This is a genomic window from Myceligenerans pegani, assembly GCF_014892515.1.
Taxonomy (GTDB): domain Bacteria; phylum Actinomycetota; class Actinomycetes; order Actinomycetales; family Cellulomonadaceae; genus Myceligenerans; species Myceligenerans pegani.
Window position 1 is genome coordinate 22,095 of record NZ_JADBGR010000077.1, and the last position, 12,358, is coordinate 34,452.

A 12,358-nucleotide genomic window follows, 5' to 3' on the forward strand; every position below is an offset into this window, starting at 1 on the left:
CATGACCGCCACGACCACGGCCCGCCGGGACCCCGCCGTCGCGCCCCGCGTCGCCCCGCCGCGTGCCCCCGCCCCGCTCATGGGCCGCGTCCTGAGGGCCGCGGGAGCCCAGGGCTTCCTGCTCCTGTTGGCCGTCGCCGCGCTCGCCCCGATCGCGTGGGCGCTGGTCTCGGCCTTCAAGCCGGCCGCCGAGATCGTCTCGGACCCCCTGGGGCTGGACGTCACGACGCTCACGGTCGAGAACTACCGGCGGATGTTCGCCGACGTCCCGATCGGGCAGGGCTTCCTCAACACTGCCGTCGTTCTGGTGGCCAAGGGCAGCCTCACCCTGTTCTGCGCGCCGCTGGCCGCCTACGCCTTTGCGAAGTACCGGTTCGCCGGCCGCGAGCTGCTCTTCGGGACCGTGCTGATCACCCTCATGCTCCCCACCATCGTGCTCATCATCCCGCTGCTGCTGGAGATGAAGGCGCTGGGCTGGGTGAACACCTACCAGGCACTGATCCTGCCCGGGGCGGTCGACGCCTTCGCGATCTTCTGGATGCGCCAGGTGATCGCCGCCGTGCCGGACGAACTGATCGACGCGGCACGGGTCGACGGGTGCGGCGAGCTGGGCATCTTCACCCGGATCGTGCTGCCCGTGATCCGCCCCGCCATGGCCGGTCTCGCGGTGCTCACCGTCATGAACATCTACAACGACTTCGTCTGGCCGGTGGTCGCCGCCAGCTCCGAGCGGATGGCCACGCTGCAGGTCGTGCTGTCGACCCTCGCGCAGAACATCACCGGCAACCGCATCGGCGCCGACTACGCCACCGTCACCGGCGAGCTCCTGGCCGCCGCGTCCGTCGCCCTCGTCCCGCTCCTGATCCTCTTCATCGCGCTCCAGAAGCACTTCATCAACGGCATCCTCGCCGGAAGCGTCAAGGGCTGAGCCCTCCCACCACCGAAAGGCATCTCCATGACATCGGCCCCGCTGCCACGCCAGGAGAACTCCGGCACCGAGAACTCCGGCCCGGAGCAGACCCGTCCCGCCGTCCCGCGCGCCGGGTACCCCCGACCCGACCGCGACCGGTCGGCCCGCTGGCTGTCCCTCAACGGCACCTGGGACCTCGACCTGCCCGACGGCGTCGTGCCGGTCACCGTCCCGTTCGCGTGGGAGACCGCCGCCTCCGGAGTCGGCCGCACGTGGCTCGAGCACGCCACGTACCGACGCCGGATCGCCGTCCCCGCCGGCTGGGACGGGCACCGCGCCGTGCTGTGCTTCGGCGCCGTGCACCACCACGCCGTCGTCCGGGTCGACGGGCGGGTGATCGCCGAGCACACCGGCGGCCACACCCCGTTCGAGGCCGACCTCGACGGCGTCCTCGAACCGGGCGCCGACGGCCTGCTGGAGGTCGAGGTCCACGCGCCCGCCGACAAGCGCGCCATCCCCCACGGCAAGCAGCGGTCCATCCCGCGGGACGACTACGACGGCGTGTCCTTCGCCCCCACGTCCGGCATCTGGCAGCCGGTGTGGCTCGAGGCCCGCGGCCGGACGTACGCCCGCCGGATCGACCTCACCGGCGACTCGCTCACCGGGTTCGACGTCGGCGTCGAGCTGTCCGGTGACGCCCCGGCGGGCGCGACGATCACCGTCGAGGTGACCTCCGGGTCCCGCGCGCACGAGCGGATCGACCTGGTCGCCGACGGCCGCGGCACCGCCGTCGGACGCCTCCCCCTCACCGAGCCGCGGCCGTGGAGCCCGGCGGACCCCCATCTGTACGTCGTCACCGTCACCGTCGCGGCCGCCGGGAACGACGCCGCCCCCGACGTCGTGCACGTCACCGCGGGCCTGCGCCGGTTCGAGGCGCGCGGCGAGCAGTTGTTCCTCAACGACGAGCGGATCTACCTGCGCGGCGTCCTCGACCAGGGCTACTGGCCGACGTCGGGCCTCACCGCACCCGACGACGACGCCCTCGTCGCCGATCTCGACCACGCCCGGGAACTCGGCTACAACCTGGTGCGCAAGCACCTCAAGCTCGAGGAGCCCCGCTGGCTCCACCACGCCGACCGCACCGGGATGCTCGTCTGGGCCGAGCCGCCCGGCCCGAGCAGGTTCGGCACCGAGGCCGCCGCCGCGTTCGAGGCGCAGCTCCCCGCCATGGTCGAGCGCGACGCGAACCATCCCGGCGTCGTCATCTGGGGCCTCTACAACGAGGAGTGGGGCCTGGACTGGGACATCCCGGGCAGCCCGGAACGGGCGGACGCCGCCCGGGCCGCCTACGACCTGCTGCGCCGCGAGGACGACACGCGTCCCGTCGTCGAGAACTCGGGCTGGGCCCACGTGCGCACCGACCTGGTCGACTGGCACTACTACGACGAGGACCCCGCCGCCTGGGCCGCCAACGTCGCGGCGCTGGCCGACGGCACGCGGGAGGACTTTCCCGTCCGGCTCGCCCCCGACTTCCTCGCCAGGAAGGCGCTCTACGCCACCGACGCCCACCCCCGCACCGGGCTCCCGCTCCTCAACAGCGAGTACGGCGCCGGGTTCACCAGCCTCGAGCGCGCCTGGCACCTGCGGTGGCAGACCCAGGAGCTCCGCCGCCACGACCGGTTCGCCGGCTACGTCTACACCGAGCTCACCGACGTCGAGCACGAGATGGCCGGGCTGCTCGACGCCGACCGGCGACCGAAGGACCGCGGCGGGCTCGACCCCCGGGACGTCAACGCCGACACCGTCCTGGTCGTCGACCTCGTCCCCCGCCACGCCGGCGCGGACCTCCCGGTGCCGGACGACGAGCTCACCCTCGACGTTCACGTCTCCCACCACGGATCCGGCCCGGTGACGGGGCGGATCCGGGCGGCATGGGTCCCCGCCGGCGCCCCGTTCGGCGCCGCGCCGGTGGCGCACCACGGGGCGTCGGGACCGGTCGAGGCCAAGCCGTTCGTGCTGAGTCCGGCCGTCTCCGTCACGGTGCCGGCACCGGGCGGCCCGGCCCGGCTCCGGCTCTGGCTGGTCGACGACGACGGTTCCGTGCGGGCACGCACCTTCGTCGACGCCGCACCCGTCGAGGAACCCAACCGTCGCGGCGAGAGGTGGTGAGGCGGAACCGGGGTCAACGACCGTGCGGCACGGGCAGGACCGCCAGCGGCACGTGGTGCTGGCCGGCGTGGATGTCCCGGTCGTGCAGCGATCCCTGCGGCACCGGGCGGGGGAAGGAGATCTTCACGACGTTCAGGTCGGGCAGCCGGAACATGCGGATGGTCGCCAGGTCGACACGGTAGAGGTCGGCGACGGTCCGCTCGTTCAGGAACGACTCGTCGGCGACGACCTCGAACATCTCGCCGTCCTTCACGAAGATGTCGATCGTGACCCAGAACGGGCCGGCGTTCTTCGAGCGGACCTCGTGGCAGACGTCGGCGAGGGTGAGCGTGTTCTCAGGCATGGGCGGGGGCTCCGTTCTCGATACGGAACAGCGCGGTCGGCGTCGGGCTGTCGACCACGTGGTTGAGGACGAACTCGTAGGCGGCGCCGCGCTCCAGTTCCGACGGCGAGGTGGCGAACGCGAAACTCGGCAGGTAGTCCATGTCCGGCGTCGGCATGTGCAGCAGGTAGGGGTTCATGGCCTTGGCGACGGCGGTCGCGGTCTCCTGGTCGGCGGCGCTGACGATCAGCATGACGCCGAGCTCGCGCGGGGCGCCGCGGCCCGGGTCCAGCTCGCCGAGGACGGCGTTGTGCCCGTAGAGGCGCAGGTCGAAGTCGAACTGCTCCTCGGTCATCCCGAGCGCCTGCTCGACCCGCAGGAAGAGGTACTTGCGCAGGACCTCCACCCACTGCTCGGGGTCGGCGAGCACGAGCGGCTCCCGGACCCCGACGAACGACACGGTCTGGTATCCGGCGATCCGCGCGCCCTCGAGCTTGATCGTGTGCTGGTCGACGTGGTGGAACTCCGAGCCCTCGACGCGGACGCGCCGGTCGTCCAGGGCCCGGTAGGTCGCGTTCCGGACGTCGAGCACGCCGTCGGGCTCCGTCAGCAGGAACGGGTCGGCGTTCTCGTAGAGCATGTGGGCGGCGACGGAGGTCGGCGTGCAGGCGGTGTCCGGGTCGACGGCCTCGATGGTGAAGCCCGCATGGTCGATCGTGGCGAAGATGCCCCCGGTGCGGGGGTTCGTCGTCGCCTGCGCGCCGCACTCGACGATCTTGCCCGCGTGCCAGGTCGGCCCGGCGGGCATACCGCGCAGGAGCGGGACGGCCGCGGCGACGGCGGTGTCGGTGGCCCGGCCGGCGAGCACGACCTGCGCCCCGTTCTCCAGGGCCTCGACGATCGGCTCGTGTCCCATCAACCCGACGATGTGGGTGCAGGAGTCCAGCGTCTCCGGCGCCAGTTCGCCGAGCGGCGGAAGCGGGTGGATGCGCCCGGCCGCGAGATGCCGTCGCAGGTCCTCGGCGCGCTGCTCGCTGTAGATGCGCGCGACCGGCAGGTCGAGCCCTTCCTCGGCCATGATCGCGGCGGCGATCCCGGCGACCCAGTCGACGCCCGCGTCCGTGCCGCTGGTCCCGCACGATCCCACGATCAGGGGGATGTCGGCGCGGGCGGCCGCCCGCAGGAGCAGCCGCAGGTCGCGCGCGATGGACGCCGCCGGCGACTTCGCCGTGGCGGAACCGAGGTAGTGGGGTCCGGAGTCGGTGGAACCGCCGTCGACGGCGATGACGTCGGGGCCGAGCTCGAGGCCGCGTTCGACGACGGACTCGGCGAAGCCTCCGCCCAGCATTCCGATCGGCACGAAGACCCTGACCGACTCGCGGGTGGATCCGGTGGTGGTGGTCGACACGTCTGCTCTCTTCTTCTCGGTTCTTCTCGGTGGGCGGTTCTGGACGGGCGGTTCTGGGCGGTTCTCAGCGGGCGGGGTCCGGCGCGTGCAGCGCCCTGCGCAGGAAGTCGGTCACGGCCGGAGCGACGGCGTCCGCGTCGTGGCCCGCGCCGGGCACGACGGCCGTCTCAACGGGGACACCGAGCTCGATGAGCTCCCCCGCGAGGCGCAGCGCCCGGTCCACGCGGGTGGCTCCGGCGCGTGCCTCGCGCGGGTCGTCGGCGACGGCGGCCAGGAGGTCCCCGGCGAGGTCGGCGCTGCCGACGACGACCTGGTAGGGCACGTCCGCCAGACCCGCGGGAGACGCCTCGGTCCCGAGCCGGTCGCGGACGCCGCCGAGGCCGAGGGGCCACGGCGCGTCGTCCGGGAGGGTCACGCGCCCCGGAGCCCCGACGGACACCGCCCGCAGCCGGTGCGGGTGGAGGTAGGCGAACCGGTGGGCGAACTGCCCTCCGCCCGAGAAGCCGGCGAGCAGGAACCTCTCGGTGTCGATCCGCCAGCGCCGCGCGGCCTCGTCGACCATCGCGAGCAGTGCCTCGTCGAACCGGAGGCCGCCGTGGTGCAGCTCCTTGTAGTTGTGGACGTCGTCCGGACCGCCGAGTCCGCAGGGGAACAGGGGCGCGAGGACCGCCAGGCCCTGCTCGTCGGCGAGTGCGGCGTACCGGTCGCGGGTCTCCTCCACGCGGCGGCCGGTGCCGTGCACGGCGACGAGCAGGCGCAGCGGTTCCGTGCGGTCGCGGTAGGACGCCGGGACGTAGGTGGTGAAGGAGAGCCGCGGTTCCGCGGCGCTCGCCTGGAAGGGGGTCGCGCCGAGCAGGAGGTCCCACGCGGGATGCCCGGGCGGGAAGTCGTCGAGTCGCACCGGTCTCATGCCGTCCCTCCCTCGGCCAGCTGCCCGTCGCTGATCTCCCGGCGGACGAGCAGGAAGAGCAGGAGCGCCACGACGCCGACCAGGCTGGAGTGGAGGAAGAGGAACCTCCACGCCGTCAGGTCGACCAGGCCGCCGATCAGGGCCGGACCGGCCGACGCGCCGACGGCGGCGGCCACCGCGTACAACCCGCTGTAGGCACCGGTGACCGAACCGCTGGGGGCGAGGTTCCACATCAGCACGACGCCGTTGACCGAGAACGCGGCGTAGCCGATCGACGCGATGACGATCCCCGCGATCGTCGTGGGCAGGCTGGGCAGCGTGAAGGCGATCAGGCAGCCGGCGATCATGACGATCAGGCCCAGGCGGATCATCCTGCGCCGGCCCGCCCGGTCCGAGACGAACGAGAGCGGGAGCGCCGCCGCGATGAACGCCAGGCCCGCGGGGAGGGTGAGGGATCCGGCGGTGCCGCGACTGACGTCGAGCACCTCCATGGCGTAGGGCGTGAGCTGCGAGCGCATCGCCGCCCAGGTGCCCGACGTCGCCACGATCCCGAACAGCAGGAAGATCCTGCTGCGGTCCGCGTCGCGGAAGAGCTCGCCCACGACACGACGGAAGCTCCATCCGCCGCCGTCGTCGGCCTCGCCCTCCGCGACCGCGCGGCGGTACCCGGGAGAACGTGTCTCGTGGATGGTGAGGGCGACGATCACCATGGCGCAGACCATCATCACCGCGGGGATCGCGAAGGCCAGCTCCAGGCTGCGGTCGACCACGAGCAGGCTGATGAGCGCCGAGACGATGATGGTGAGGCTCGTCGCCATCTTGGCGATGCCGTTCGCGAGGCTGCGGCGCGCCGGGGCCTGGAAGTCGGGGGTCAGCGCATCGGTGAGCGGCTTGAACGCGTTGGCGACGACGGCGAAGAGGAACATGCAGACGATCAGCGCGCCGAACGAGCCCGCGAACGGGATGAGGGCGAAGAACACCGCCGCGACGGGCGCGCCGATGACGAGGTAGGGGACGCGTCTCCCCCATGGTGTGCGCGTCCGGTCGGAGAGATGGCCGACCAGTGGCTGCAGCACGATCCCGAGCGCGTTGTCGACGCCCATCAGCAGCCCGATGAGGGCGGCACTCGTCGTGTACTCGGCGATCGACGCCGGCACCTGCGCGTCGTAGAAGTTCCAGACCGACTCCTGCGCGAAGACGGCCAGCGCGACCAGCATCGCGGCGCGCGTGTTCAGCCTCGTGCGCACGGCGGGCCGCTCCGGGATCACGGTGTTCATCAGACTCCCTTGTCCGCGGACTTCCTTGTCCGCCTTTGCTATTTGCTATAGCGTAACGTAGGTCAGGCGCAGCCCGAAGGCAACCACCCGTCCCACGAGTGGCCGGGCTCGCCCCCACCGACCGCGACGACGCCGGAGGCCCGGGCCATCATGACCACTGACGCACGCACACTGACCGACACCGAACTGGACTTCCTCGCCGGGGTCGACAGCCCGACGATCGCCAACGCCGTCGAACGACTCGAACTGCGCGACCGTGGCACGGGCTACGTCGGCGGACGGGTGCGGTGCGACTTCCCCGAGCTCGGGACCATGGTGGGCCGGGCACTGACCGTGACCGTGTCCGACGCGATCGGCCGGCCCGCGCGACAGGACGGCTACTGGGAGCTCTGGGAACGCCTCGACGCCATGACCGGACCCGTCGTGATCATCATGAAGGACGCGAGCACCACCCCGAGCCGGGTCGCCTACGCGGGCGAGATCATGGCCACGCTCGGTCAGCGCCTCGGCGCGGTCGGCTTCGTGACCGACGGCGCGCTCCGCGACGTGGCCGAGGTCCGCGCCAAGGGCATCCACTACTTCTCGCGCTACACCGTCGCCTCGCACGCCAACTTCGAGCTGACCCGGGTGGGCGATCCCGTGCTCCTCGACGGCGAGCGGATCGCGACCGGCGACATCCTGCACGGCGACGCGAACGGCCTCGTCGTCGTGCCGTGGGACGCGCTGGCGGACCTGCCGGCCGCGGTGGAACGTGTACGGGACGGCGAGGCCCGTGACCTCGCGTACATCGAGGGCCCGGACTTCACCCTGGCGGGCTACCGCCGGCAGCGCACCTACGGCACCGCCGACGCGGGCCCCGCCGCACCGGCCCGGTGAGCCGCCGACGCCGAGGAGCTCGTGCCCGCTCCGGGAACGATCACCCCACAGCCGGCGAGCTCACGGCATGAACCGTCCGGCAGACGGCTTCGGCGCCCGTTTCGCGCTCCCGCTCGTCCTCGGGCCCGCACTGAACTCCATCAACACGACGATGATCTCGGTCGCGCTGGTGCCCATCGCGGACGCGACCGGCACCTCCGTCTCCCAGGTCGTGCTGCTCGTCGCCGGCCTCTACCTCGCCAGCGCGGTCGCGCAGCCCGTGATGGGCAAGCTCGTGGACCTCTACGGCCCCCGGAAGATCTATGTCACCGGGATGGCCCTCGCCGCGCTCGCCGGTCTCGTCCCGCTGTTCGCACCGACGTTCGCGGGGGCGCTGGTGTCACGGATCGTCGTCGGCGTCGGCACGTCGGCGGCCTATCCCGCGGCCATGGCCTCGATCCGGGTACAGGCGACGCGCGTGGGACGCGAACCGCCGCGTGAGCTGTTCTCGGCGTTGTCGGTCTCGAGCCTCACGAGCGCCGCGGTCGGGCCCGTTCTCGGTGGTGTCCTCGTCGCCGGGTTCGGCTGGCCGGCGATCTTCGTCGTGAACGCGCCGTACGGCGTCGCCGCGATCGCGTTCGCGCTGCGGTGGCTGCCCGGGGACCGGGATCGGCCGCGAGTGGCCGACGGCGGCGCGGGGGGCCGCGGGAGCCTCGACGTCTCCGGACTGGTGCTGTTCGCCGTGGCCGTCGGTACCGCGCTGGTGTTCGCCCTCGGCCTGTGGCCCGGCCGGTACTGGCTGCCCGCCGTGACCGCCGTGGCGGTCGCCGCGCTGGTCTTCTGGGAACGACGGCATCCCGAGCCGTTCCTGGACGTCCGTACGCTGACCGCCCGCCCGGCACTCGTGCGCACGTACGCGCGGCTCTTCCTCGTGTACTCGTGCATGTACCTCGTGATCTACGGCATGACGCAGTGGCTGCAGGCCACGGCGGGCTACACCGCCGACGCCGCCGGCTGGATGCAGCTGCCCGCCGTGGTCCTCGCCGGGGTCGCCGCCGCGCTCGTGTCACGCGGCCGCGGCATCCGCCTCCCGCTGCTGCTGGCCGCCGCGATCCCGGCCGCCGGCGGGCTGCTCCTCACGACGCTCTCCCACGACTCGCCGACCTGGGTGATCCTCGCCGCGATCGCCCTGTTCGGGCCGCCGCAGGGCCTCGCCGCCGTGTCCAACCAGGTGGCGCTGTACCGCCAGGCGCCGGACAGGCAGATGGGCGTGTCCGCCGGGATGTCCCGCACCGCCGTCCAGCTCGGCGCGATCGCGGCCTCCAGTGTGATCGGCCCCCTCTTCGGCCGCGGTGCCACCGACGCGGACCTGCACGTCGTCGGCTGGATCATCACCGCACTCGCCGCGGCGGCACTGCTGCTGACCGCCACCGACCCGGCGCTGCGGCGCGGCCGTCCGCCGGGCGACCCGCCCGTCCCACCGGACCACGACCCGAGAAGGAGCCCGCGATGATGTCACTCGTCCTGCCCACCGAGGACCTGCGACGGCGACTCGAGCCGCGCCTGGACAACACCCGGATCCAGGTGTGGCGGCCCGGCGCGCCCCGGCCGCCTGCCGACCCCGTGGACCTGCTGGTCCTGCCCTACATGATCCCGGCCGCCGAGCTCCGGGCCCTCGCGGAGCTGCGTGTGTCCGTCGTGCAGAGCCAGACCCTGGGGTACGACCACGTCGCGGAGCACCTGCCGGCCGGTATCGCGTACTGCAACGCGGTCGGCGTGCACGAGGGCTCCACCGCGGAGCTCGCGGTAGCGCTCGTTCTCGCGGCGCAGCGCGGCATCCCGGAGGCCGTCCGCGACGCCGATCGGGGCCGGTGGCACCATCGCCGCCGTCCCGGGCTCGCCGGCAAGCGCGTGCTGGTGGTCGGCGCCGGCGGCGTGGGCTCCGAGCTCGCCCGGCGCCTGGCGCCGTTCGACGCGCACGTCGACCTGGTCGCCCGCACGCCCCGCGCCGGGGTCCACGGCCCGGCGGACCTGCCCGGACTCCTCGCCGGAGCGGACGTCGTCGTCATCGCGGTCCCGCTCCGCGCGGAGACACGAGGGCTGGTCGACGCCGGCTTCCTCGCGAGAATGCGGGACGGGGCGCTGCTCGTCAACGTGGCCCGCGGCGAGGTCGTGGACACCGGCGCGCTCGTCGCCGAGCTGCGACGCGGGCGACTGCGCGCGGCGCTGGACGTCACGGACCCCGAACCGCTCCCGCCCGGCCATCCGCTGTGGGACCTGCCCGGCGTCCTGATCACCCCGCATGCCGGTGGCGACGCCGACGCGATGGACGAACGCATCGACCGCGTCGTCGTCGAGCAGGTACGCCGCCTGCGCGCCGGCGAACCGCCCCGGAACGTCGTGGCGGGCAGCCGTCCCGGAAGGGTCTCGGCAGGGGGCGGAGGCGGCCGGAGGTAAGGTAACAGCGACGGACGGCGGACGACGCCGGGCGGACGAGAGAGCGAGGACCGTGAACCTTCAGGACTCACTGCCTCGCGTGTCCCGGGTCGGCTCGCTCGCCGAGCAGGTCTACCACTCCGTCCGGGCGAGCATCGCGGACGGGCGGCTCGCTCCGGGCAGCCGGGTCACCGAACGGCAGCTCGCCGAGGCGCTCGACGTCAGCCCGACGCCCGTGCGCGAGGCGATCGGCAAGCTCGAGCACGAGGGACTCCTCGAGCGGGTCGGCGCCCGCCGCCTGCAGGTCGTCGACCACCCCGCCGAGACGCTCCAGGAGCTCATGGAGGTCGAGGTCATGCTGCGCGGGGCGGAGGCGCGCTTCGCGGCGCGCAAGATCACCCCGGAAGGGGTCGCCCGGCTGCGGGGATACCTCGACCAGCACCTCGCGGGCGGCGACGACCTGACCCTGCGGGAACGGTTCGAGCTCGCGCAGCTCTTCGACGCCGAGATCGCGCGGGCGGCCGACAACGCCGCGCTCCGCAGCCTGATCGACAGCTACGCCATCTACGGCGACTACCGCCTCGCGCGGGCCGAGGCGCATGCCGACGACCCCGCGTGGATCTCCGCACGCCTCGCCGACCACGTCGCCATCGCCGACGCGCTGGAGGCCGGGGACGAGGACGCCGCCGAGCGGCTCATGCGCGCCCACGCCCGCTCCGCCATCCGCGGCCTCCAGCACGACGTGCCCTGACGCGGTTCCTGCCCCCGCCGGCGGCCACGTCGGCCAGGAGCGCGCGACGCACGCCGGACCCGGCGCCGCCACGGGATCCACCACGGTCAGAGCGTGATCGGGATCCGCGTCGTCAGGAGGCCGACGTCGGTCAGGAACCGCTCCAGCGCGATCGCCGCGACGCCCGTCGCGACCATGTTGCCGCGGACGGTCGAGACCTCGAGGCGCACGTCGTCGGCGGACCGGCCGGGCGCCTGATCGACCAGCCGGGCGCGCGTCGCGGGCAGCAGGTGCTCGCCGAGCGCCCACGTGGTCCAGCCGGTCAGCGTGACGACCTCCGGGTTGATGACCGCGACGAGGTCCGCGAGCGCCGACCCGAGGTAGTAGGCGGTGCGCTCGATGGTGCGCTCGACGGCGGGGTCGGCACCGGGCCGGGCCGCGGCCTCGGCCATGGCCTCGATGACGTCGCGCTGCATGGCGAGGTCGGCGAGGGGGTGGGCGGGCTGGATCTCGCGGAGGGTCTGCTGGATGCCGGGTGCGCCGACGTAGGCCTCGACGCAGCCGTGCCGACCGCAGCGGCACTCGCGGCCGTCGAGCACGAGCAGGGAGTGGCCCCATTCGCCGGCGGAGTTGGTCGCACCGCGCAGGATGCGGCCCTCGAGCACGATGCCGGCGCCGACGCCGGTGCCGAGGTTGATGGTGACCATGCTGGAGCAGTACCGGCCGCGGCCGAGCCAGAGCTCGGCGGTGGCCATGACCTTGAGGGGGTTGTCGACGATGAGCGGCAGGCCGACGCGTTCCCGCAGCCGTTCGAGCTCGACCCGGTGCCAGGTCCAGTGGGGAACGACGACGGACGTGCCGGAGGTGCCGCGGACGAGCCCGGGGAGGGAGATTCCGACGCCGAGGACGTCGTCGCGGGTGACGCCGCCCTGCTCGAGGACGTGGTCGAGGGCGCCCGCGATCCCGTCCAGGACGGTGCCGGGGTCGAGGACGTGTTCGTCCCGGGGTTCCTCGACGGACGCGACCTGGTGGAGGGCGGCGTCGAACAGGACGGCGCGGACGTAGGTCTCGGCGACGTCGATGCCGACGACCCGGCCCCGGGCGGCGTTCATGGTGAGGGTCGCGGTGGGCCGCCCGACTCGTCCGGCGGTCCGCTTCGTCTCGGCGACGATGCCCTCGGTGATGAGTTCGCCGACGACGGTGGCGACGGTGGACGGGCTGAGCCCGGTGACCCTGGTGACCTCGTTCCGTGTGGTCTCTCCGGCGACGAGGACCGCGTGGAGGACGTCGAGCCGGGACTCGCTGCGGATGTCGCGCGACGTCCGCCTGGGGGTAGTCATG

At 73.2% G+C, this 12,358-nt stretch carries 11 protein-coding genes; 6 read left to right on the plus strand and 5 right to left on the minus strand.

The features are described from left to right. Nucleotide 1: 1 nt before the first annotated feature. Together IIE03_RS10145 and IIE03_RS10150 are read left to right on the plus strand one after the other, a co-directional pair. The gene (locus IIE03_RS10145) at nucleotides 2-928 is read left to right on the plus strand and encodes a carbohydrate ABC transporter permease (RefSeq protein WP_225997553.1); all 927 of its coding nucleotides are present in this window, start codon (nucleotides 2-4) and stop codon (nucleotides 926-928) included. A gap of 27 nt (nucleotides 929-955) precedes the next feature. Further along, a complete protein-coding gene (locus tag IIE03_RS10150) occupies nucleotides 956-3,079 on the plus strand; it encodes a glycoside hydrolase family 2 protein (RefSeq protein ID WP_192862637.1) in 2,124 nt (707 codons plus the stop codon). A gap of 13 nt (nucleotides 3,080-3,092) precedes the next feature. Here the strand turns inward: IIE03_RS10150 and IIE03_RS10155 are convergent, their stop codons facing one another. The 4 genes from IIE03_RS10155 to IIE03_RS10170 all read right to left on the minus strand — a co-directional run bounded on the left by IIE03_RS10155 (nucleotide 3,093) and on the right by IIE03_RS10170 (nucleotide 6,996). After that, complete coding sequence (locus IIE03_RS10155) at nucleotides 3,093-3,422, minus strand: DUF4387 domain-containing protein (RefSeq protein ID WP_192862638.1); 330 nt, start codon at nucleotides 3,420-3,422, stop codon at nucleotides 3,093-3,095. Next, nucleotides 3,415-4,809, minus strand: coding sequence for an acyclic terpene utilization AtuA family protein (locus IIE03_RS10160; RefSeq protein ID WP_318842909.1), 1,395 nt, complete (start codon nucleotides 4,807-4,809; stop codon nucleotides 3,415-3,417). Before IIE03_RS10160 ends, IIE03_RS10155 begins: the two co-directional genes overlap by 8 nt. Before the next feature lie 64 nt (nucleotides 4,810-4,873). Next, nucleotides 4,874-5,719: an alpha/beta hydrolase family protein gene (locus tag IIE03_RS10165; RefSeq protein ID WP_192862639.1), complete on the minus strand. Its 846-nt coding sequence runs from the start codon at nucleotides 5,717-5,719 to the stop codon at nucleotides 4,874-4,876. Then, entirely contained in the window at nucleotides 5,716-6,996 is a 1,281-nt protein-coding gene (locus tag IIE03_RS10170) for an MFS transporter (RefSeq protein WP_225997554.1), read from the minus strand. The genes IIE03_RS10165 and IIE03_RS10170 overlap by 4 nt, the downstream gene beginning before the upstream one ends. A 150-nt stretch (nucleotides 6,997-7,146) precedes the next feature. Between IIE03_RS10170 and IIE03_RS10175 the strand changes: the two genes are divergently transcribed. From IIE03_RS10175 to IIE03_RS10190, 4 genes are all read left to right on the plus strand, one after another. After that, nucleotides 7,147-7,872, plus strand: a complete 726-nt coding sequence (locus tag IIE03_RS10175; RefSeq protein WP_192862640.1) for an RraA family protein — start codon at nucleotides 7,147-7,149, stop codon at nucleotides 7,870-7,872. A gap of 67 nt (nucleotides 7,873-7,939) precedes the next feature. Beyond that, nucleotides 7,940-9,364, plus strand: a complete 1,425-nt coding sequence (locus tag IIE03_RS10180) for an MFS transporter (protein ID WP_192862641.1) — start codon at nucleotides 7,940-7,942, stop codon at nucleotides 9,362-9,364. Beyond that, nucleotides 9,361-10,308, plus strand: coding sequence for a 2-hydroxyacid dehydrogenase (locus IIE03_RS10185; protein ID WP_192862642.1), 948 nt, complete (start codon nucleotides 9,361-9,363; stop codon nucleotides 10,306-10,308). The genes IIE03_RS10180 and IIE03_RS10185 overlap by 4 nt, the downstream gene beginning before the upstream one ends. Nucleotides 10,309-10,360: 52 nt before the next feature. Then, nucleotides 10,361-11,038: a GntR family transcriptional regulator gene (locus IIE03_RS10190; protein ID WP_192862643.1), complete on the plus strand. Its 678-nt coding sequence runs from the start codon at nucleotides 10,361-10,363 to the stop codon at nucleotides 11,036-11,038. 86 nt (nucleotides 11,039-11,124) lie between these two features. Here the strand turns inward: IIE03_RS10190 and IIE03_RS10195 are convergent, their stop codons facing one another. Continuing rightward, on the minus strand, nucleotides 11,125-12,357 hold the full coding sequence (locus tag IIE03_RS10195) for an ROK family transcriptional regulator (RefSeq protein ID WP_192862644.1): 1,233 nt from the start codon (nucleotides 12,355-12,357) through the stop codon (nucleotides 11,125-11,127). Nucleotide 12,358 lies beyond the last annotated feature (1 nt).

What these genes read in the sequence shown, in the direction of transcription:
- IIE03_RS10185 (WP_192862642.1), top strand. Translation starts at nt 9,361, where the DNA reads ATGATGTCACTCGTCCTGCCCACCGAGGACCTGCGACGGCGACTCGAG.
- IIE03_RS10155 (WP_192862638.1), bottom strand. Translation starts at nt 3,422, where the DNA reads ATGCCTGAGAACACGCTCACCCTCGCCGACGTCTGCCACGAGGTCCGC.
- IIE03_RS10180 (WP_192862641.1), top strand. Translation starts at nt 7,940, where the DNA reads ATGAACCGTCCGGCAGACGGCTTCGGCGCCCGTTTCGCGCTCCCGCTC.
- IIE03_RS10165 (WP_192862639.1), bottom strand. Translation starts at nt 5,719, where the DNA reads ATGAGACCGGTGCGACTCGACGACTTCCCGCCCGGGCATCCCGCGTGG.
- IIE03_RS10195 (WP_192862644.1), bottom strand. Translation starts at nt 12,357, where the DNA reads ATGACTACCCCCAGGCGGACGTCGCGCGACATCCGCAGCGAGTCCCGG.
- IIE03_RS10170 (WP_225997554.1), bottom strand. Translation starts at nt 6,996, where the DNA reads ATGAACACCGTGATCCCGGAGCGGCCCGCCGTGCGCACGAGGCTGAAC.
- IIE03_RS10175 (WP_192862640.1), top strand. Translation starts at nt 7,147, where the DNA reads ATGACCACTGACGCACGCACACTGACCGACACCGAACTGGACTTCCTC.
- IIE03_RS10150 (WP_192862637.1), top strand. Translation starts at nt 956, where the DNA reads ATGACATCGGCCCCGCTGCCACGCCAGGAGAACTCCGGCACCGAGAAC.
- IIE03_RS10145 (WP_225997553.1), top strand. Translation starts at nt 2, where the DNA reads ATGACCGCCACGACCACGGCCCGCCGGGACCCCGCCGTCGCGCCCCGC.